This is a genomic window from Aureimonas sp. SK2, from assembly GCF_029813115.1.
GTDB lineage: Bacteria > Pseudomonadota > Alphaproteobacteria > Rhizobiales > Rhizobiaceae > Aureimonas.
Genome location: NZ_JAPZDS010000016.1, coordinates 17,398 through 37,729 on the forward strand (window position 1 = coordinate 17,398; position 20,332 = coordinate 37,729).

The 20,332-nt window shown below is 67.2% G+C and carries 24 protein-coding genes and 1 tRNA gene; 4 read left to right on the forward strand and 21 right to left on the reverse strand.

Annotation, left to right across the window (positions count from 1 at the left end):
• Positions 1–19: 19 nt before the first annotated feature.
• From O5O54_RS17950 to O5O54_RS17995, 10 genes are all read right to left on the reverse strand, one after another.
• Positions 20–211 (reverse strand): hypothetical protein, encoded by a 192-nt coding sequence (locus tag O5O54_RS17950; RefSeq protein ID WP_279483214.1) that lies wholly within the window; start codon positions 209–211, stop codon positions 20–22.
• Positions 208–1,788, reverse strand: coding sequence for an AAA family ATPase (locus O5O54_RS17955; protein WP_279483215.1), 1,581 nt, complete (start codon positions 1,786–1,788; stop codon positions 208–210). Before O5O54_RS17955 ends, O5O54_RS17950 begins: the two co-directional genes overlap by 4 nt.
• 72 nt (positions 1,789–1,860) lie before the next feature.
• Entirely contained in the window at positions 1,861–2,214 is a 354-nt protein-coding gene (locus O5O54_RS17960; RefSeq protein ID WP_279483216.1) for a hypothetical protein, read from the reverse strand.
• A gap of 213 nt (positions 2,215–2,427) precedes the next feature.
• Positions 2,428–2,504: transfer RNA gene (locus tag O5O54_RS17965), tRNA-Pro, on the reverse strand.
• A 59-nt stretch (positions 2,505–2,563) separates the two neighbouring features.
• Complete coding sequence (locus O5O54_RS17970; RefSeq protein WP_279483217.1) at positions 2,564–3,094, reverse strand: MerR family transcriptional regulator; 531 nt, start codon at positions 3,092–3,094, stop codon at positions 2,564–2,566.
• Positions 3,095–3,110: 16 nt separating this feature from the next.
• Entirely contained in the window at positions 3,111–3,452 is a 342-nt protein-coding gene (locus tag O5O54_RS17975) for an integration host factor subunit alpha (RefSeq protein WP_279483218.1), read from the reverse strand.
• A 107-nt stretch (positions 3,453–3,559) separates the two neighbouring features.
• Complete coding sequence (locus O5O54_RS17980; RefSeq protein WP_279483219.1) at positions 3,560–4,531, reverse strand: ketoacyl-ACP synthase III; 972 nt, start codon at positions 4,529–4,531, stop codon at positions 3,560–3,562.
• Entirely contained in the window at positions 4,528–5,616 is a 1,089-nt protein-coding gene (gene plsX / locus O5O54_RS17985; protein WP_279483220.1) for a phosphate acyltransferase PlsX, read from the reverse strand. The genes O5O54_RS17980 and plsX overlap by 4 nt, the downstream gene beginning before the upstream one ends.
• A 62-nt stretch (positions 5,617–5,678) precedes the next feature.
• Positions 5,679–6,239 carry a DUF177 domain-containing protein gene (locus tag O5O54_RS17990; RefSeq protein WP_279483221.1) on the reverse strand — a complete coding sequence of 187 codons (561 nt, stop codon included), beginning with the start codon at positions 6,237–6,239 and terminating at the stop codon, positions 5,679–5,681.
• Positions 6,236–6,784, reverse strand: coding sequence for a ubiquinol-cytochrome C chaperone family protein (locus tag O5O54_RS17995; RefSeq protein ID WP_279483223.1), 549 nt, complete (start codon positions 6,782–6,784; stop codon positions 6,236–6,238). The genes O5O54_RS17990 and O5O54_RS17995 overlap by 4 nt, the downstream gene beginning before the upstream one ends.
• A 229-nt stretch (positions 6,785–7,013) precedes the next feature.
• Between O5O54_RS17995 and O5O54_RS18000 the strand changes: the two genes are divergently transcribed.
• Positions 7,014–7,460 carry an outer membrane protein assembly factor BamE gene (locus O5O54_RS18000; RefSeq protein ID WP_279483296.1) on the forward strand — a complete coding sequence of 149 codons (447 nt, stop codon included), beginning with the start codon at positions 7,014–7,016 and terminating at the stop codon, positions 7,458–7,460.
• A 49-nt stretch (positions 7,461–7,509) separates the two neighbouring features.
• Here the strand turns inward: O5O54_RS18000 and nusB are convergent, their stop codons facing one another.
• The 9 genes from nusB to O5O54_RS18045 form a co-directional block, all read right to left on the reverse strand.
• Positions 7,510–8,010 carry a transcription antitermination factor NusB gene (gene nusB / locus O5O54_RS18005; RefSeq protein ID WP_279483224.1) on the reverse strand — a complete coding sequence of 167 codons (501 nt, stop codon included), beginning with the start codon at positions 8,008–8,010 and terminating at the stop codon, positions 7,510–7,512.
• Between the two features lies 1 nt (position 8,011).
• Positions 8,012–8,458: a 6,7-dimethyl-8-ribityllumazine synthase gene (locus O5O54_RS18010; protein ID WP_279483225.1), complete on the reverse strand. Its 447-nt coding sequence runs from the start codon at positions 8,456–8,458 to the stop codon at positions 8,012–8,014.
• 104 nt (positions 8,459–8,562) lie between these two features.
• A complete protein-coding gene (locus O5O54_RS18015) occupies positions 8,563–9,177 on the reverse strand; it encodes a riboflavin synthase (protein ID WP_279483226.1) in 615 nt (204 codons plus the stop codon).
• A complete protein-coding gene (gene ribD / locus O5O54_RS18020) occupies positions 9,123–10,292 on the reverse strand; it encodes a bifunctional diaminohydroxyphosphoribosylaminopyrimidine deaminase/5-amino-6-(5-phosphoribosylamino)uracil reductase RibD (RefSeq protein ID WP_279483227.1) in 1,170 nt (389 codons plus the stop codon). Before ribD ends, O5O54_RS18015 begins: the two co-directional genes overlap by 55 nt.
• Positions 10,285–10,764, reverse strand: coding sequence for a transcriptional regulator NrdR (nrdR, locus tag O5O54_RS18025; RefSeq protein WP_279483228.1), 480 nt, complete (start codon positions 10,762–10,764; stop codon positions 10,285–10,287). Before nrdR ends, ribD begins: the two co-directional genes overlap by 8 nt.
• A 9-nt stretch (positions 10,765–10,773) precedes the next feature.
• Complete coding sequence (glyA, locus tag O5O54_RS18030) at positions 10,774–12,093, reverse strand: serine hydroxymethyltransferase (protein WP_407061728.1); 1,320 nt, start codon at positions 12,091–12,093, stop codon at positions 10,774–10,776.
• 146 nt (positions 12,094–12,239) lie between these two features.
• Complete coding sequence (locus O5O54_RS18035) at positions 12,240–13,568, reverse strand: murein L,D-transpeptidase (RefSeq protein WP_279483229.1); 1,329 nt, start codon at positions 13,566–13,568, stop codon at positions 12,240–12,242.
• A 287-nt stretch (positions 13,569–13,855) separates the two neighbouring features.
• Complete coding sequence (gene ldtR, locus O5O54_RS18040) at positions 13,856–14,368, reverse strand: transcriptional regulator LdtR (protein WP_279483230.1); 513 nt, start codon at positions 14,366–14,368, stop codon at positions 13,856–13,858.
• A 174-nt stretch (positions 14,369–14,542) separates the two neighbouring features.
• The gene (locus O5O54_RS18045; RefSeq protein ID WP_279483231.1) at positions 14,543–14,971 is read right to left on the reverse strand and encodes a DUF6163 family protein; all 429 of its coding nucleotides are present in this window, start codon (positions 14,969–14,971) and stop codon (positions 14,543–14,545) included.
• A gap of 241 nt (positions 14,972–15,212) precedes the next feature.
• On the opposite strand from O5O54_RS18045, the gene hemB reads away from it, so the two are divergent.
• From hemB to O5O54_RS18060, 3 genes are all read left to right on the forward strand, one after another.
• Entirely contained in the window at positions 15,213–16,235 is a 1,023-nt protein-coding gene (gene hemB / locus O5O54_RS18050) for a porphobilinogen synthase (RefSeq protein WP_279483232.1), read from the forward strand.
• 85 nt (positions 16,236–16,320) lie between these two features.
• A complete protein-coding gene (locus O5O54_RS18055; protein ID WP_279483233.1) occupies positions 16,321–16,788 on the forward strand; it encodes an RDD family protein in 468 nt (155 codons plus the stop codon).
• A 123-nt stretch (positions 16,789–16,911) separates the two neighbouring features.
• Complete coding sequence (locus O5O54_RS18060) at positions 16,912–17,676, forward strand: arginyltransferase (RefSeq protein WP_279483234.1); 765 nt, start codon at positions 16,912–16,914, stop codon at positions 17,674–17,676.
• A 30-nt stretch (positions 17,677–17,706) separates the two neighbouring features.
• On the opposite strand, the gene O5O54_RS18065 is transcribed toward O5O54_RS18060, so the two are convergent.
• Both O5O54_RS18065 and O5O54_RS18070 read right to left on the reverse strand, forming a co-directional pair.
• Entirely contained in the window at positions 17,707–18,963 is a 1,257-nt protein-coding gene (locus O5O54_RS18065) for a DUF2254 domain-containing protein (RefSeq protein ID WP_279483235.1), read from the reverse strand.
• Positions 18,960–20,321 carry a chloride channel protein gene (locus tag O5O54_RS18070; RefSeq protein ID WP_279483236.1) on the reverse strand — a complete coding sequence of 454 codons (1,362 nt, stop codon included), beginning with the start codon at positions 20,319–20,321 and terminating at the stop codon, positions 18,960–18,962. Before O5O54_RS18070 ends, O5O54_RS18065 begins: the two co-directional genes overlap by 4 nt.
• Positions 20,322–20,332 lie beyond the last annotated feature (11 nt).

Sequence of the window (20,332 nt, forward strand, 5' to 3'; positions counted from 1 at the left end):
CATACGCCGTAGAAAGTTTTCAGAATGGCGAGCGGGCGCGGTACATGACGTGCGCCATCACGCTGACGCCGACGCACTTCCGTTCGTCGTCACCGCGCAGCTGGGACCAGACGGCGATCGCCTGATGCGCGATCTCAAGGGGCGGAATGCCCTCATCACGCTCGATTTCCGCGAGGCGGGCCTGCACGTCTGCGGGGAGAGCGAGAATCATTGACGCACCTCCAGTTGGTCGCGGACGTTCAGCATTGCCTCTACGGTTCGCCGAAGCATCCGCAACGACCCTCCCTTCCAATGCTGGCGGAGCAGCTCCTCCTCTTCGCCGTCGAGCGGCGGGATCAGGGCTTCCTGCTTCCGCTCGATAGCGAGATTGCTAACAATCCGCTGGGCCAGCGCTCCGACGTGCTCCGGCCCCGGATCCGGCATCGTCATGACGCGGAACCGATCACGAAGCGGCTGCGAGATGCCGTCGAGAGAGTTGCAGGTCGCGAGGTAATTGACGGCCGACAAATCAGCCGACATCTCGAGAGCGGTTTCCTGATACCGGGAGGCCGTATGCGGCTCGAGGAACGGCAGCAGAGCATGTTCGAGGTGACCGCTGTGATGCCGCCCAGCCTTCTCCAGCTCGTCCAGGATCACGACGGGATTCGCGATGCCTGACTGCCGGATCAGTTCGAGCGGAGTCGAGGCGGAGGCCGTAGACCAACGGCTCGGCGTCCCACCAAAGCTGTTGTCCGCTGACGTCGCGCACGGATAGACGACCGAGAACAGCTCCAGAACTTCCGCGATCGCGATAGCCAGCGAGGTCTTCCCAGTGCCGGGACCGCCGACGAGGAGGATCGGTCTAAACCGGATCGGCTCCCCGAAGCGGAGGTCTGCCCCGAGTGCATCGATGATGCCAACGGCATGCGGCCAGGCCTGTCGCAGATCTCGCAGATGTTGCATCAGCATCCGACGAAGAGGCACCGGTTCCGTCAACGCCGCATACATCTTGCCGATATCGCGCTTCTCCGCCGTTCGGTGACCTTCAACGGCGCGCAGCACGACGTGCGTCGCCGCCGGAGTCTCCGGTCCAGACTTCGAAACCGTCCGCAGCGAACTGCAAAGAGTCACAGTCTCCTGTTCGAGCTCGCGGTCCTCCGCCTCTTCCTCGGGCGTACGTTCGACGACGACGTGCCCGGCAGACAGCCGGCCGAGGACGAACGGCAGATAGGCTTCGAGCATGTAATTCACGGTCGAGAGTTCAACGACGCCCGCGCCGAGAATCTGCTCCTGAAAATCCGGATCAACGTCGTTCGGATTCGCAACGACCGCCCCGGTCGCGAGCCCTGCGACGTACGCCCGACGCCAGAACGACGCGATCGGATTAAAATTGCCGACGACTTGCCCGACGGCGCCCTCGAGTTGAATCAGGGCGCAGTACCATGCCAACCGCGGCTTCAGGCTCATGCCGGGCGGAAAAGCCGGATGGCCAACCGTAAAATTGACGGCCTGCTTCCAGACGGGCCGCAGCGTCGCCGCTGCGGGAACGGTTTCGAGCTTCTCGACTGCGGGAATCAGCTTTTGGTTCGTCGGCGTCAGCGGTTGCGACCGCAGATGCTCAAGCCATAAGATCGCCGTGCCGCGGACGTCGAGTGCGAGCGATCCGCTTGCCGGCGGAAGACCGGACAGCAGCTCGTCGAGAGTCGGGCGCTCGCCGGCCAGGATTCGGTCGCGGGCTGCAGAACGCTTCGCGGTGTCGTCGAGGTATTGCTGCGCATGACGGCGCAGCTCGTCGGGGGACGGTGGCATCCGGTTCAGATCCTTCGAATTGCGGCCTATGCCGACTTGAGGTCATCTAAACACGAATTCCTTACGGAATCCCTAATCTTCCTTCGGCAGCGACTCCAAAGGCAGCCTCGTAGACGCGATCTGCATGAAGAGGCGATCGCGTGCCGGCATCTCAGCTAACCGCTTCTGCGCCTCGGCGATGCCGACAAGGGACATCGCGAGCTTCAGCTGTAGCGGGTAACGCATCGTTGTCGCGCCGGATATCCAACGCTCCGCCGTCCTGTGATTTACTCCGAATATGGATTTCAACTCGTAGACGGGGTCGCCAGCGACCGCGACGAGCTTGCCCATAAGGGCAGCTTGGGAGCTGTCCGGCGTGATTCTCGCGTCATGAGCTTCAGCAGGCCAGATGTTGGGATCTTCCCAGAATGGGGTCTCTTCGACCATGTCGGCTCCGAATCATATAATTCGCCGCACCCTCCCCTGCGAGCCTTTCGCGAGCGTGATCCTGGCCGGAAGCACGAATCACGGAATGGTTCTCGCAAAGGATTTCCCGCCTTGGCTCAGCCAAGGTGTCAGGAAAGTGTCAGGACCGACGGGTGTCAGGGCAGTCTGGGAGGAAGAAGGTAAGCCGAAACTCAACGTTTCCAGGCCTACTAGTGGTCGGAGCGAGAGGATTCGAACCTCCGACCCCCTGAACCCCATTCAGGTGCGCTACCAGGCTGCGCTACGCTCCGACGAGTGCTTCCCTAATCAATGCGGCGCCGGGATGCAAGGGCGAAGGCGCCGGATGGGGTCAACGCACCTGATCGAGCAGGCGCTTGAGTTCGAGGAGTTCCAGGATCACGCCGTTCAGGCGATCGACGCCGTCGCTGGACAGTCCGCCGTGCGAATCGCGATCGCGGCGCAGAAGGCCCGACAGGCCACCGCGAGAACGCTCCGGAACCGGCTGCTCGATCGCGTCCTCCTCCACCTCCGGTGCAGAAACCGCCAGGACATCGGGCTCGGACCGCTGCGCGCGGCCGCTCTGCAGACGGTCGAAGGCGGAAAGATCGCCGGCGCCGATCGCCATCACGGCCCTGTGGCCGCTCTCCTTGAGGATGCGCTGAACGCCGCGGATCGTGAAGCCGCGCACGTAGAGGAGATAGCGGATGCCTTTCAGGAGTTCGACGTCGTCCGGGCGATAGTAGCGCCGACCGCCGCCGCGCTTCATCGGCTTGATCTGGGGAAATCGCGTTTCCCAGAAACGCAGGACATGCGGCGGCAGGTCGAGTTCCTCGGCCGCCTCGCTGATGGTGCGGAACGCGTCCGCGCTCTTGTCGGTCATGGGTCGCGGCGCGCCGTCACTCGGCCGCCTTCAGGGCCGGCTCGGCGACGGAAGCGCGTGCCTCGTGCGCTTCCAGGATGCGGTCCTTCATCACGTTGGACGGCTTGAAGACGGCAACGCGCCGCGGCGAGATCGGCACTTCCTCGCCGGTCTTCGGATTGCGGCCGATCCGCTCGTTCTTTGCGCGCACCAGGAACGACCCGAAGGAGGAGATCTTCACGGCCTCCCCACGCGCGATGGTGGCGCAGATTTCCTCCAGGATCGATTCGACGAGATACGCCGACTCGGACCGGGAGAGCCCGATCTTGCGGAAAACCGCCTCGGCGAGGTCGGCCCGCGTCACCGTCCTGTCTCCCATGCGCAACCCCTGCTAAAAACCGAACCGGAACCCCCGCCCCGGGCGATCGACCGCCTCGGCTAGCCCTCGGAAAATACCGAAAAGGCAGGGTGAATCAAGCGCAAGCGTCACCAACGGACGACGACGGCGCCCCATGTGAAGCCGCCGCCCATGGCCTCCAGGAGAACGAGGTCGCCGGCCGAAATGCGCCCGTCCCGCACCGCGTGATCGATGGCGAGCGGAATGGAGGCGGCCGACGTGTTGCCGTGCCGATCGACGGTGATGACGACCTTCTCCAGCGGAATGCCGAGCTTCTTGGCTGAAGCCTCGATGATTCGCCGATTGGCCTGATGCGGCACGAACCAGTCGATCTCGCCGGGGGAAAGCGACAACGCCTCGAGCGAATCCTCCACTACGTCGGTGATCATGCCGACCGCGTGCTTGAAGACCTCGCGGCCTTCCATGCGCAGGTGGCCGACCGTTCCGGTCGAGGACGGTCCGCCGTCCACGAAGAGCTTGTCGCCGTGCGAGCCGTCGGCCCGCAGACGCGCGGTCAGTACGCCCGGCCCGGTGCCGTCGTTCTCCTGCCGCTCCAGGACGATCGCACCGGCCCCGTCGCCGAAGAGGACGCAGGTGGTGCGGTCGGACCAGTCGAGGATGCGGCTGAAGGTTTCGGCGCCGATCACGAGCGCCCGGCGCGCCATGCCGGACTTGAGGTACAGGTCGGCCGTGGTGACCGCGTAGACGAAGCCGCTGCACACGGCTTGGACGTCGAAGGCGAAGCCGTGGGTGATGCCAAGCCGACGCTGGATCTGCGTCGCGGAGGCCGGAAACGTGTTGTCCGGCGTCGCCGTCGCGAGGATTACGAGGTCGATGTCTTCCGGCTGGAGACCGGCGGACTCCAGGGCGCGGCGTGCGGCGGCCTCGCCCAGGGAGACGGTGGTCTCCCCCTCGCCCGCGATGTAACGCTGGCGGATGCCGGTGCGCTGCTGGATCCACTCGTCGCTCGTATCGATCCGCGCTTCGAGATCCTGGTTGGTGACGACCTGGCGCGGCAGGGCGGAGCCGGTGCCCCGAACGACGGAACGAAACCCGTTCATGGGAGGATCTCCTGGGCGGGACCGGCGCCGCCGCCTTCGGGCGGTTGCGACACCTCGTTGGCGTAGACCTTGCCGAGGTCGCTCTCGATCTTGGCAAGCAGCCCGTTCGCCGCCATGGCGTAGGCGACGTCGATCGCTGCGGCGGTCCCTTCGGCGTCCGAGCCGCCGTGGCTCTTGATGACGACGCCATTGAGTCCGAGGAAGACGCCGCCGTTGACCTTGCGCGGGTCCATCTTGTCGCGCAGGCGGTCGAAGGCGCTCTTGGCGAAGAGGTAGCCGAGCTTGGCCATCCAGGTGCGGGTCATCGCGGCGCGAAGATAGGCGCCGATCTGCCGGGCGGTGCCCTCGGCCGTCTTCAACGCGATGTTGCCGGTGAAGCCCTCGGTGACGACGACATCCACCGTCCCCTTGCCAAGGTCGGTGCCCTCCACGAAGCCGCGATATTCGAGGCCCTCGATCGGTGTTTCCTTCATCAGGCGGCCGGCCTCGCGGATGTCCTCCTGGCCCTTCACCTCCTCCACGCCGATGTTGAGGAGGCCGACGGTCGGGCGTTCGATCTGAAACAGCGCGCGCGACATGGCGGCGCCCATGACCGAGAAGTCGATGAGCTGCTGGCTATCGGCGCCGATGGTCGCGCCGACGTCGAGCACGATGCTCTCGCCGCGCAGCGTCGGCCAGATCGCGGCGATGGCAGGGCGCTCGATGTTGGCCATCGTGCGCAGGCAGAACTTCGCCATCGCCATGAGCGCGCCGGTGTTGCCGGCGGACACGGCGACGTCGGCCTCGCCCGTCTTTACCGCCTCGATCGCCTTCCACATGGACGACTTGTGCCGCCCTTGGCGAAGCGCCTGCGAGGGCTTGTCGTCCATACGGATGGACACGTCGCAATGGTGGAAGACGGAGCGCTCGCGCAGCTTGGGCATCGTATCGAGGATCGGCCGGACGTGTTCTTCCTGGCCGAACAGGACGAAGCGCATGTCGCGGTGGCGCTCCAACGCCGTCTGGGCGCCCGCCAGCATGACCGACGGGCCGTGATCCCCGCCCATGGCGTCCAGTGCGATCGTAATGGTGGTTTTCGACAACAAGGAACCCTAGCCTTCAGATCGATGCATTGGTCGCCGCGCATCCGCGGCGGTGTCGGCCGGCCTCAACCGTCGGTCGCCTTGAGGCGCCCGAGTGCGGCGAAGGGCGAGACCTTGCCGCCGGCGGGATCGGGATCGGTGTCGAGCTCCGAGAACTCGACGCCCGGCGCGCGCGGATAAGGGTCGAGCGATAGGCCCACGAGTTCCTCGATGAACGGTCCGAGGTCGATCGTATCGCCCCGGAACGTCTCGGGAATGTCGGCGCCTTCGGGATCGAGATGGAGTTCGCCATCCCCTTCGGGCGCAATCCGGGCGAGCTTCGAGGTTTCGGGAACGAAGATCAGGTCGACCGACTCGTCCACCACTTCGCGCACGGGATCGAGCGTCACCACGCAAGCCTGGTCCAGCGCGCCGGTTATGCGGCCCTCGACGGCGATGCCGTCGCGCTTCCAGCGGCGCACGAGAAGCTCGGCTTCCAGGGCCTCGACCGACAGGATGCCGAGGCGCCGGGCGACGCCCTCGCGTTCGTCGGCCGTCGCCTCGAACCGCAGCGGCATGCCCGCCTGCGGGAGGCGGGCGACATGCACGACCAGCGACAAGAGTTCGTTGCACTCGACCTTCTTCATGCGACCTCCGCCTCGGGCGGCTCCAGCAAGCGCCCGGCGAGGATGTCCTCGACCGAGAGAGCGGCATAGCGAGCCTGCTGCCTCATCATATGGGGCGCCAGACATGGCGCCGCATCGGGACGGCCGCCGACGGCTTCCGCCAGCACCGTGCGGGCGAGCGCGTCGGCGAGCTTCGCCTCGTTTCCTTCGGCGAAGGCCGGCTCGCAGTCGCGTACGCGCGTATAGAAGCGGGCGGCGAAGCGGCGCATGCGCTTGGGCACCGCGAGGTAGCTGATACCGATCTCGCGCATGGAATGGTCGATGTCGGTCATGAAACGGTCGACGAGATCCTGCGACAGGTCGCGCAGCCGCGGCTCGCTCGAGCAGCGCCGCAGCACGACGATCATCTCTAGGGACAGCGCCTCGAAGCGCCCTTCCACCGTGTCGGGCAGGCCGCCTTCGAGAAAGCGCGCGGGATCGCGGGCCGAGGCGACCACCTGATCCCACAACTGATCGACGATCTGCCGGTTTCGACGATCCCGCCGCAGACGGGCCAGAATACCCACGTTAGTCTCCACGTTTGGCACGCCGGGTTCGCACGCATGGGGCCGGATTGCAACGGTTGGCAAGGTGCTTTACCAAGTCGCAACCTTGAGCGCGGGGGTCGTGCCTCACTTTCCGCCCCTTCCGCGCCTAACCGAACGCCAAACCGATTCCTCCGGAAGGAGCAGCATCCGCGTGATCGAGATCCATCGCCCGTTGCGCCGCGTGGTCCTGGCGACCAGTGTCGGCGCCATGATCGCCCTGGCGGGTTGCCAGACCCGAGAGGTCTACAATCAGGGCTATATCGTGGACGAGCAGGCGCTGGCCCAGGTGCCCGTAGGCTCCAGCCGTGATCAGGTGCTCCTCGCCCTCGGCTCGCCGTCCACCACGGCGACGTTCGACAACGAGGTGTTCTACTACATCTCCCAGAAGCGGGTGCGTCCGGTGGCCTTCATGCAGCCGCGCCTGGTCGATCAGCGCATCCTCGCGGTCTATTTCGGGCCGGACAACACGGTCCGGCAGATCGCCAATTACGGGCTGCAGGACGGCAAGGTCTTCGACTTCATCTCGCGCACCACGCCGACGGGCGGCCGCGACTCCAGCTTCCTCGGCTCCATCCTGTCCGACGAGGGTCCGGGCAAGGGCAACATCCTCGACACGATGGGCAGCCGCTCCAGCGGCATCTCGCCGGGCCGCTGATCCCGGTACGAAAAAGGCCGGTTCGAACCGGCCTTTTTCTTTTGGGACGTCAGTCCTTTTCCTTCGGGTCCTGCCCCCGCCCCTCGCCGCGCGAGCGCCGGGCGACGCGGTCGAGCACGGCGTTGACGAGGCGCGACTCGTCCTCCTCGTAGAAGGCCTTGGCGATGTCGACATATTCGCTGACGATGACGGCGACCGGCACGTCCTTGCGCGCCGTCACCTCGTAGGTGCCGGCACGCAGGATGGCCCGCAGCGTCGTGTCGAGGCGCGCCAGCGGCCAGTCGGTGGTCAGCGAGGAATGGATCAGCGGGTCGATGAAGGTCTGGCCGCGCACGACACCCGAAACGATGTCGCGGAACCACGCGGCGTCGGCCTCGCGATAGGTGTCGCCGTCCACTTCCTGGCCGAGCCGGAACGCCTCGTATTCGGCGACGGTCTCGAGCAGGCCCGTGCCACCGACGTCCATCTGGTAGAGGGCCTGAACGGCCGCGAGGCGGGCGGCGCCGCGCTTGTTGGCGGGGCGGAAGTTGCGAAGGGCTGCGTCGGCCATGTCAGGCTCCGAACCGCTTGCGCATGGCGATCATGGCGAGCGCCGCGGCGGCGGCATCGCCACCCTTGTTCTTGCGGTCGGGCATCGCACGCTCCAGCGCCTGTTCCTCGTTCTCGACCGTCAGAATGCCGTTGCCGATCGCCAGACCTTCGTGAACCGAGAGATCCATCAGCGCCCGGCAGGATTCATTGGCGACGATGTCGAAATGGTAGGTCTCGCCGCGGATCACGCAACCCAGCGCGACGAAACCGTCGTAATCGGTCCCCCCCTCGTCCGCGCCCGACAGCGCGAAGCCGACCACGGCCGGGATTTCCAGCGCGCCCGGAACGGTCACGACATCGTAGGTCGCTCCGGCCGCGTCCAACTGCGCCTTCGCTCCCGCCAGCTGATGATCCGCGATGTGATCGTAGAAGCGGGCTTCGATGATGAGCAGGTGCGGTGCGGACATGGCAGCTTTCCAAAACGGGACGACACGCGGGAAACCGACGCGCAGGGCGGCGGTTCATGCGGATGCAAGAGAACGGGAACTTGGGGCGCGGCAGGCCTTGGATGCTACTCGGCCTGTCCGGGTCCGAACAGACGCTCCGCATAGCGCGCAATCTGATCGACCTCAAGGTTCACGTGGTCCCCCTCGCCCTTTTCGCCCCAGGTGGTCACCTCCAGCGAATGGCGGATCAGGAGCACGTCGAAGCGATGGCCGGACACGCCGTTCACCGTCAGCGAGGTCCCGTCGAGACAGACCGAGCCTTTGGGCGCGATGTAGCGGGACAGCGCCGGCGGCGCTTCCAGGGTGAAGCGCACCGCCTGGCCCTCGTCCTTGCGCGAGACGATGCGCGCCTGCCCGTCGACGTGACCGGAGACGAGATGGCCGCCGAGCTCATCGCCGAGCTTCAGGGCGCGCTCCAGATTGATCCGGCTGCCCTGCGTCCACCCGCCCGCCGTGGTCAGCCGAAGCGCCTCCTCCCAGGCTTCGACCTCGAACCATGCGGCGTTGGCGCCCGGCTCGGGCAGGCGCGTGACCGTGAGACAGACGCCGGAACAGGCGATGGAGGCACCGATCAGAATGGTGGCGGGGTCGTAGACGGTCTCGATCCGGAAGCGACGTCCCTCGCTCAGGGTTTGAACGGAGGCGACGCGTCCGACGTCGGAGACGATACCGGTGAACATGGCTCGATCCTTTCCCATTCGCTCCAGTCGTCGTCGCCGAACCGCTCGCGGCGCGCCAGACGGAAGCCTTTCGGATGCAACACGCCGGCGGGCGCGGCAATGCCGAACTCGCCGATTTCGACCTTCGAGCGAATGACCACGATCCGGTCCACCAGCTCGGCCCAGAGAAAGGCGTTGGCAAGCGCCGGCCCGCCTTCCACCATCAGCGTCTGGACACCAGCCGAGGGCATCGCATGCATGAGGCGGCGCAGGTCATCGACGTCGTAGCCCGCGATCCGCAGGAGGCGGCAGCCGGCACGGCGATAGGGCACGGCCTCCGCACCGTCCGGATTCTTCGTGGAGGCGAGCAAGGTCGGTACCGTCCCCGCCGTGCGCACGACTTGGGCGTGGATCGGCAGGCGCAGTTGAGGATCGACCACGATGCGCGTGGGGGAACGGCCGAACAATCCGGGAAGGCGGCAGGTCAGGAGCGGATCGTCCGCCACGGCCGTGCCGACGCCGATCATGATGGCATCCGTGGCAGCCCGCATGAGATGGACCTGCCGGTTGGCGACGGGGCCGCTGATGCCGATCCGCTCCTCGCCGAGGCGACCCACGGCCCCATCGGCCGACACCGCCATCTTCAGCGTCACGAAGGGCCGCCCGTAGCGAAGCCGCCAGAGAAAGCCCTCGAAGGCCCGCGTCGCCTCCGGCGCCTCGTCGAGGCAGCGGACCTCGATGCCGGCCGAGCGCAGGATCGCGACGCCGCGCCCGTTGACGCGCGGGTCGGGATCGGGCGCACCGACGACGACGCGTGCCACCCCCGCCTCCACCAGCGCGTTGGCGCAGGGGCTGGTGCGTCCGTGATGGGCGCAGGGCTCCAGCGTGACATAGGCCGTGGCACCGCGCGCTTCGGCTCCCGCTTCGGCCAGGGCGACGCGTTCGGCATGCGGCCGGCCGCCGAGCGCGGTCACACCGCGCCCGACGATGCGCGCGCCATCGCCCGTCCCTTGCACGATCAGGGCGCCGACGGACGGGTTCTCGGCGGTCAGTCCAACGTGGCGCAGCGACAGACGCCGAGCGGCTGCCATGAAACGCCGGTCGTCGGTGTCCTGGCGGGGGGATGAATCAACCACGGTCTTCCGATGCGGTTTCGGGCGCGGCGGTCAGCTCGGCGATGATGGACTCGAAGTCCCGCGCCTCGCGGAAGTCGCGATAAACGGAAGCGAAGCGCACGAAGGCGACGTCGTCGAAGCCGCGCAGCGCCTCCATCACGAGACGCCCGATCGCTTCCGAGGGAATGTCGGATTCGCCGGTCGATTCGAGCTGGCGGACGATGCCAGAAATCATGCGCTCCACCCTCTCCTCCTCCACCGGACGCTTGCGCAGCGCCGTGTGGATGGAGCGGGCGAGCTTGTCGCGCTCGAAGGGAACGCGCCGTCCGGACTTCTTCACGACCATCAGGTCGCGAAGCTGAACCCGCTCGAAGGTCGTGAACCGCCCGCTGCAATCGGGGCACACGCGCCGGCGACGGATGGCCCCGCCGTCTTCGGCGGGGCGCGAATCCTTTACCTGGCTGTCCGGCGACCCGCAGAAGGGGCAACGCATGCCGCGATGTCAGCCGAGATTGGCGTAGATCGGGAAGCGGCCGGTGAGTTCCAGCACCTTGTCCTTCACGCGGGCCTCGGTGGCGGCGTTGCCGTCGTCCGAGTTCGAGCTCTTGAGCCCGTCCAGCACCTCGACGATCAGGCGTCCGACTTCGCGGAACTCTTGCGTGCCGAAGCCGCGCGTCGTGGCGGCCGGGGTACCGACGCGGATGCCCGACGTGACGGCCGGCTTCTCCGGATCGTTGGGCACGCCGTTCTTGTTGCAGGTGATGCCGGCGCGTCCGAGCGCGACTTCCGTCGCCTTGCCGGTCAGCATCTTGGGCCGGAGATCCACCAGCATGAGATGCGTGTCAGTGCCGCCCGACACGATGTCAAGGCCGCCCTCGCGCAGCACCTCGGCCAGCGCCTTGGCGTTGTCGGCCACCGCCTTGATGTAGCTGCGGTAGGCCGGCTGCAGCGCCTCGCCGAAGGCCACGGCCTTGCCGGCGATGACATGCATCAGCGGTCCGCCCTGGAGGCCGGGGAAGATCGCCGAGTTGATCTTCTTGGCGATCTCCTCGTCATTGGTCAGGATCAGACCGCCGCGCGGGCCGCGCAGCGTCTTGTGCGTGGTAGAGGTCGCGACATGGGCATGCGGGAACGGGCTCGGATGCTGGCCGCCCGCCACGAGGCCGGCGAAGTGGGCCATGTCCACCCAGAGATAGGCGCCGACCGCATCGGCGATCGCGCGGAACCGCGCGAAGTCGATGATGCGCGAATAGGCCGAGCCGCCGGCGATGATGATCTCGGGCTTGTGCTCGTGCGCCAGATGCTCGACCTCGTCGTAGTCGATCAGGCCGCTCGAAAGATTGAGGCCGTACTGGACGGCGTTGAACCAGCGGCCCGAAAGGTTCGGCTTGGCGCCGTGCGTCAGGTGGCCGCCGGCGTCGAGGCTCATGCCGAGGATGGTCGCACCGGGCTTGGTCAGGGCAAGCAGAACGCCCTGGTTGGCTTGGCTGCCGGAATTGGGCTGCACGTTGGCGAAACCGCAGCCGAACAGCGCCTTCGCCCGGTCGATCGCGAGCTGCTCCACGACGTCCACGAACTCGCAGCCGCCGTAGTAGCGACGGCCGGGATAGCCCTCGGCGTACTTGTTGGTCAGCACCGAGCCCTGCGCCTCCAGCACGGCGCGCGAGACGATGTTCTCCGAAGCGATCAGCTCGATCTCGTGCTGCTGGCGATGCAGTTCGTCGCGCATGGCGCCGAAGAGATCGGCGTCGACCGCGGCGATCCCGTCGGTGAAGAAGCCGTTGGGGGCGGACGTCGTGTCCATGGCGTGAGCGTGCGACATGACCGGATGCTCCTGACCTCGGCGGCGCTGCGGGCCGCGATTGGCCGGCGCCTTACCATGTTCCGTCCGCATGCGCCACACGGGGAACGAAACGCGAAAAGGCCCGGCGTTTCCGCCGGGCCTCCGGGTCTCGAATGCCGCTGCGCTCAGTACGGCAGGTCGGCGTAGGCCTGCTCGCCCTGCGCATAGGCGGTCGGCCGCGCGTCGGTCATGACGAGCTGGTCGGCACCGTCGCGGGCATAGATGTCGTCGCGGAACTGCACCACCGTCGGGTCGGTCGCCCAGGCGGTGAGATAGGTGAAGTGCAGCGGCACGGGGTTGGTGAAGTTCACGTCCTGGCGGGTGCGGGCGGCGATCGTCTTCTCAATGGCGGCGCGGTCCCAACCCGGCGTGTCGCGCGCCAGCCAGACGATCAGGTCGCGCACGTTCTGCACGCGCACGCAGCCCGACGATTCGAAGCGCATGAGCTGCGAGAACACGCTCTGCTGCGGCGTGTCGTGCATGTAGACGGCGTACGGGTTCGGGAAGTTGATCTTCACCGAAGACATCGCGTTCATCCGGCCCGGATTCTGGCGGAACAGGTACTTCACCGCCTCGTCGGTCTGCCAGTTGATCGTCTCCGGCGGGATCACGCTGCCGTCGGCGGCATAGATGATGATGTCGTTGCGCTGCAGATAGGTCGGGTCCTTCTGCATCAGCGGTATGATGTCCTTGCGGACGATCGAGGCCGGCGCGTGCCAGTACGGGTTGAGGTTGAGGTTGGTGATCTTGGAATCGAGGATCGGCGTCTGGCGGTCGATCTTGCCGACCACCGCCGTGTGGCGCTGCACGACGCGGCCGTTCTCCACTGCCTCGATCGAGGCCGCCGGGATGTTGACCATGACGAAGCGGCCGGGGTCGAGCTGGATGGCCGACAGGCGCTGGATGTTGGTGTTGAGCTGGTTGAGACGCACGTCGGCAGGCACGTTGAGCGCCTTGAACGTGTATTCGCCGACGGCGCCGTCCGCCGGCAGACCGTGGCGGGCCTGGAAGCGCTTCACCGCCGCATCGACGTAGGTGTCGAAGGCCTGAGAGGCGCCGGCAGAGCGGTCGAGATCGCCGGACGCGACGAGGCGCTCGCGCAGGTAAGGCACCGCCGCGTTCTGGACGCCGAGTTCCAGCTTGGCGGAATCGGGCACTTGGCGCCAGCCGCCGGCCATGGCGATCTGCTGATACTGCCCGAGCGCCTGCTGCATCGCGCTCAGCGTGTTGGGCGAGAACACCGGCTGGTTGGAAGCCACGTTGCGCACGCTGGCCTGGCGGGTATCGAACTGGTCGTTCCAGCCACCCCGGTTGGGCGCGGCGAGAACGCCGTCGATCGCCGACTGCGCGCGCGCGGCGCCGGCAAAGGCCCCTGCCCCCAGGATGGATGCCGCGCCCGCCACGAAGCGACGGCGGCTGATGCGGATCGAACGGTTGTCTGCGCCCTCAGTCATTCTCGAACCCCTTGGCAAGTCTTGCCCACTTGCGCCGCAACATAGGGGCGGCTTGGTAAACCAAAGCGTAACGGGCAATCACGGAACCGACAGGACCTCAAGACCTGCCGCATGAATGCCTGCTTGCGCATCGGAATGCGGCAAAAACGGGGATCTGGGGCGTCGGAGCGCAGCGCGGCGTGAGTTAACACGCCGCTGTTGCAAAAAACCCCACGAGCGGGACGACGCTCGCGGGGTTTGGGTGGATCGCGGACCGGAGTAAACGCGCCGAGCCGATGGGATGGGGATCAGAGGCGGTACATGATCGAGTCGTTCCAGAAGCGGTCGAGGCGCTGAAGCGACTTGTTGAGCTTCTGGAACTCGCCCTCGTCGAGGCCGCCGACCTTGTCGATCGAGCCGATGTGGCGGTCGTAAAGCTCGGCGACGATCTCGGCGACTTCGAGACCCGACTTGGTGAGCGACACACGCACGGCACGGCGGTCGACGCGCGAGCGCTGGTGGTCGATGAAGCCGAGCTCGACGAGCTTCTTCAGATTGTAGGAGACGTTGGAGCCGAGATAGAAGCCGCGAGTGCGCAGCTCGCCGGCGGTCAGCACGGAGTCGCCGATGTTGAAGAGCAGGAGCGCCTGGACCGCGTTGATGTCGGTCCGGCCGTTGCGGTCGAACTCGTCCTTGATGACGTCCAGCAGGCGGCGGTGGAGGCGCTCCACCAGCTGCAGCGTTTCGAGGTAAAGCGACTTCAGTTCCGGCTTGGCTTCCGTCTCGAGCTCGGGCGTGCGCTTGGCGACCGTATTCTTCATGATCGATCCCTGTTGCTTTCCGAGGTTCTTCATGACCTCGTCTTGTATTGCAACTTACGGGACGCCTCTAAAATTCGCTTTAAAACGCAGGCTTAATGGTACCTTTATGCGGCAGGACGGATTTCTTGATAAACAAGCGATGAAATCTTCCGATGTGCTGCGAGCGACTGTGGTCTAGCGATCCCGCCGCATCGCACGCCGCCGCTCCAGCGCTCCGACGATGCGGAGCGCCGCCAGCAGCGCCAGCCCGAAGGCATGGCAGCCTAGGATCAGGGGGTCCGCGCCGAAGAGGTGCGGAAAGCCGACGCGCATCACGGCCTCGCAGGCGGCGACCAGCACCCAGATCACGCCGCCCCAGGACGTAGCCAGCCACAAGCCGACGCCGGCCACCGGATAGAGCACCGCCAGCGCCGGACCGGCGATGCGCCACCAGATCGGCATCAGGTCGAAGCGCCAGAGCGGATCGTCGAAGACCCCGATCAGACGCACCCAGTAGACGAGCCCGACGCCGAACATGGCGAGACCGGCGATCCGGCAGAGCCAGACGATCAAGGCGCGATTGAGCGTCGCGTCCCGATCCCGTTCGAAGATTTCCAGTGTCATGCGGCGTGGGGCGTCCTGTCGCGGCGGCCCTGCGCGCACTCGAAGAATGGGGAGGTCATGCCAGGTCCTGCGTCGGGGGCCGCGCAAAACCTTTGAAGGATGCCGCGCGGCAGACAGAGGCTAGGGACCACGATCCCTCCCGTCAACGCCGCCGAGCCGGCTGCGACCTTTCGGGGTTGTGCGCGGCGCCATGCCGGGGGCATAGCACTGCCGGACACTTCGGATCGACGGACGGACCAGCATGGGCGAGCGCAACACGATGAGCAGCCGGATCGATCGCGCCACCGGCGGCACGCGGCTGCGGCGGCTGCGGCAGACGGACTGGGCAAGGCGCCTCGTGCGCGAGACCGACATCCGCGTCGACGACCTGATCTGGCCGATCTTCGTGCGCGAGGGCGACGGCGAAGCGCACCCGGTCGCCTCGATGCCCGGCGTGTTCCGCCGCTCCGTCGCCGGCTGCGTCGAGGCCGCAAGCGAGGCGGCGGCGCTCGGCATTCCCGTCGTGGCACTGTTTCCTTTCACCGACGCCTCGCTGCGCGACGAGAGGGGGAGCGAGGCGCTGAACGCCGACAATCTCGTCTGCCGTGCGACGCGGGCGATCAAGGACGCCGTGCCGGAAGTCGGCATCCTCTGCGACGTGGCCCTCGACCCCTATACCAGCCATGGCCACGACGGGATCGTGCGCGACGGCGTGATCGTCAACGACGAGACGGTGGAACTCCTGTGCCGCCAGGCGCTCGTCCAGGCGCGGGCGGGCTGCGACATCGTCGGCCCTTCCGACATGATGGACGGGCGCGTAGCCTGCATCCGCGAGGCGCTGGACGCGGAAGGCTTCGGCAACACGATGATCATGTCCTACGCCGCGAAATACGCCTCCGCCTTCTATGGGCCGTTCCGCGACGCGGTCGGCTCGGCGGGTGCGCTGAGGGGCGACAAGCGCACCTACCAGATGGACATGGGCAACGCGTTGGAGGCGCTGCGCGAGGCCGCGCAGGACGTGGCCGAGGGCGCCGACATGATCATGGTGAAGCCCGGCCTGCCCTATCTCGACATCCTTGCGCGGCTGGTCGAGGAGTTCCGCATGCCGACCTTCGCCTACCAGACCTCGGGCGAATACGCGACCATCATGGCCGCCGCGCAGAACGGCTGGATCGACGGCGACAAGGCGATGTTCGAATCGCTGCGCGCCTTCAAGCGCGCGGGCGCCTCGGGCATCCTCACCTACTTCGCGCCCCGCGTCGCCAGGGCGCTCACCGGCGGCTGACACTCGGCGGGATTGCGGGCGCCGCTTCGCCGCACCATTTCCTTTCCGTGCCGCACCCTGCGGCAAGGATTGGAGAGACGCGACGATGAGCGATGCGACGGGTCTGAACGCCGCACCCCGGACCTGGCTGGACGAGCCCCGCGCCTATGAGGGCGTGCGGTCGCGCCGCGTGCTGGCGTTCCTCGTGGACTACACGATCGTCCTTCTCCTCTGCATTCCCTTCGGGCTGATCGTCGGCGTGCTCGGCATCCTGACCTTCGGGTTGGGATGGATGCTCTACGGCGCGCTCTTCCCGCTCGTGGCCCTGCCCTATGTCGCTTTGACCCTCGGCGGCCGCGCGCAGGCGACGCCGGGCATGCGCCTGTTCGGCATCCGCCTCGAACGGCTCGACGGGAAGGCGACCGATCCCGGCCTCGGGGTGGCGCATTCCGTCCTGTTCTGGGTCGCCGGTGCGCTGACTTCGGGCTTCATTGTGCTGATCGGACTGTTCACGGCGCGCAAGCAGCTCATCCAGGACCTGCTTCTGGGAACCGTCGTGGTCCGTCGCCGGTAGGACGCCGTGCGACGATTTTTTCCGGCCGAACGCGGTTGAGAGCTTTTCAATCCGCGTCGCGGTCATCACACTGATGGAGCGCAGGCGGCGCGTGCCGCCCGCGATCCGAGGCGCCGGACCCGCATGACCGCTCATCCGCAGAGCCCGCAGTTCTTCCTGACTGCGCCCTCTCCCTGCCCTTATCTCGACGGCCAGTTCGAGCGGAAGGTGTTCACGCATCTGGCGGGCGCCCGGTCCGCCGCGCTGCTCGACCTCCTGACGCAGGGCGGTTTCCGCCGAAGCCAGAACATCGCCTATCGGCCCGCCTGCGAGCGCTGCCGCGCCTGCGTGTCCGTTCGCATCTTGGTGGACGAGTTCGAGCCGTCGCGGAACATGCGGCGCGTTCTCCAGACCAACGCCGACCTCTTCGGCGAGATGACCGATGCGGCGCCCACGTCCGAGCAGTTCGCCCTCTTCCGCCGCTATCTCGAGGCGCGCCACGCCAGCGGCGGCATGGCGGAGATGACGGGCGTCGACTACGCCATGATGGTGGAGGACAGCCAGGTCGACACGCGGCTCATCCAGTATCGCCGCCGCGGCCCGGACTATCGCATCACCGGCCGCTCCGACGAGGACCTGATGGCGGTCGCGCTGAGCGACGTCATGGCCGACGGCATGTCGATGGTCTACTCGTTCTACCGCCCGGACGCGGTGGACCGCAGTCTCGGCACCTTCATGATCCTCGACCACATCCGCCGCACGCGCGAACTCGGCCTGCCCTACCTCTATCTCGGCTATTGGGTCGAGGGCTCGCGCAAGATGCAGTACAAGATCCGCTTCCAGCCGCAGGAGCACCTGATGGCCAAGGGCTGGGAGCGATACGCGGAGCCGGCGAACGCAGGGCCCTGATCGCCGGAACCCCGGCGCTCGTTCTAGCCGTCAGCGAACCATCCCCACGCGGGCGGCGATGGCGCGCAGGCGCTTCTTGTCGGCTTCCAGCGCCAGCGCGATCTCGGCGCGCGCCAGGGTCTCCTCCGAGTGTCGCCGCGCCGCGACCGCGAAATCGGGGTGGTCGATGCGCGCCAACGTCAGCAGCGCCTTCTGAAGCCGCATTCCGACCTCCACCATGCTTGCGCCGTCGCGAGACAGCGCCAGGAACGCGTCGTCGAAGAGATCCTCGGACCGGATCGGAGGCACGAAGACGTTGTCGATCCCGCAGTCCTCCTCCTCGGCAGGCTCCGCCCAGGCGGCGAGCACTCGCAATTGGCGGCCGATGACGTCGACGGCCGTGCCGAGGTCGTTGGTCGCGGGCGACAAGGCACGGCTGGCGACTTCCGTCAGAACGCAGACGCCGAAGCGAGGGTCCTGGTCGAACGAACGGCGATCGCCCACGGTGAAGCAGCCGAGGAGCGCCGCCGCATCGATCTCGCCGCCGTCGTGGACCGCCGCGATCGGCGCGGTCGTGTCGGCGAACTCGCCCGGAAGGCGCAGCACGTAGATCCGGCACCCGGAATTCGTAGCCAGTTCGGACAGCGCCTCGATGTCGATGTGCTGGATGTAGCCGATCGAGGACGGACGCAGGTAACGCGCGCCGGCCGGCACGTCGTCCTGCCGGTCGAGCAGCGGCCGCCCGCCGAGATAGGGCGTCCGGCGCCGCTGGCGCACGGCCGCCACTGCCGCATCCTCCACGCGCTGCGTCGTCTCCGTGACGCGTCCGAGCCGCGACAGGTGGTCGATCCAGCGCAGAAGAGTCACGAGGATGAAGCCGATCACCAGGATCGTCACGCCGAACAGGATGGCCCGGCCCTGCTCGCCGTATGTGCCTGTGGACAGCGCGATGATCCCGACCAGGCTGAACAGGAACGTGCCGATGAAGGTCGACAGCACGTTCTGCGTCGTCGCGTCCTCCATGATCAGGACGTTGGCGCGCGGGGTGACGTTGCTGGTGGCGGCGGAATAGGCCGACACCATCGTCGAGAGCGAGAAGGTCGTCACCGTCAGCATCGAGGATGCGAGGATGCCGAGGATGTTGTCGACCGCGTCCGATCCGATCGTCGTCGAGATGCTCAAGGGAATGAAGGGATCGGCCCAGGCGCCGAGAAGCGCGGTCGCGACCCCGAGCAGCGAGAACAGCCCCGCCCGAAACCAAATGCGCCGGGTGACGCGGCGGATGGCCCAGCCCCAGCGCCCGATCATGCCCGACCCTCCTGCGCGCGACGCCGCCGCAGGGCTTCGGCCACGAAGTCGCGCGACAGGCTGTGATAGAGCGGCGCTCCTGAGATCAGCCGGGCCGTTCCGAAGCCGAGCAGCGCTGTCAGCATCACCGGAACGACGTTGGACTGGCTCCCCGTCATCTCGATGATGATCACGAAGGCGGTCATCGGCGCCTGCACGACACCCGCGAAGTAGCCGGTCATGCCCAGCATCGCCGCGAGCCCCCCGCTGCCCCCGACAAGAAGGCCGATCGTCGAGCCGAGTCCGGCGCCGACGGCCAGCGACGGCGCGAAGATGCCGCCGGGAATGCCGGAGACCATGGAGGCGAGCCCGGCGAGGAACTTGCCGGCGAAATAGAGCGGCGACAGCGGGCCGCCCTCGATCGCCGTGCGGGCCTGTTCGTAGCCGGTTCCGAACGTGGCGCCGCCCGACGCCAGACCGATCACCGCGACGAGGAGGCCGCAGACGGCGGCGGCGCCGACGATGCGTCGCCGGGCTCCGCCCGTCCAGCGCCTCAGCCGCTTCAGGCAGGCCAAGGCGCTTGCGCTGAACAGGGCACCGACGGCCCCGCCCCCGACGCCGCAGACGCCGACCAGGAGCCAGTCTCCGGCAGAGCCCACCACCGCGTCGCTTCCACCGAAATACGTGTAGTTGCCGTTCAGCGCGAGCGAGGCGAGGCCCGCGACCACGACAGCCGAGATCACCAGTCCGTTGGTGCGCGCCTGGTAGGTCTTACCCATCTCCTCGATGGCGAAGACGATGCCGGCGAGCGGCGTGTTGAAGGCAGCGGCGATGCCGGCCGCAGAGCCCGCCAGGATCAGCGCCCGCTCCTGCGCCGCGCCCCCGGCCCGCCCCACCGCCATCATGATGGCGGCCCCGACCTGCACGGTCGGTCCTTCCCGCCCGATCGACGCGCCGGAAAGGAGCCCGGCCAGGGTAAGAACGACCTTGCCGAACCCGACCTTCAGCGACAGGAGACGCTGCCGCTCGGCATGGGTTTCAAGATGCCGGGCGGCGATCGCCTGGGGGATGCCGCTGCCGCCCGAATTGGGGAAGAAAGTGATCGCCAGATAGCTGCACAGCGCGAAGCCGAGCGGCGGCACCAGCAGCATCAAGGCCGTGCCGAAGCCGGAGGCCGAGGTCATGGTGCCGAACAGCTGTTGGGCGCCGTCGGCGAGCTTGGCGAAGGCGACGCTGACCAAGCCCACCGTCAGGGCGCCCAGCCAGAAGACCAGTCGCGGCCGCCAGGCCCGCGCTGACCATAAGGCGACGCGCGAGCGGCGCATCATCGGCGCTCGACGGAAACGGGTCCTTGCCCCGGCGGATTCGATTCTCGGCATGCGGCATTCTC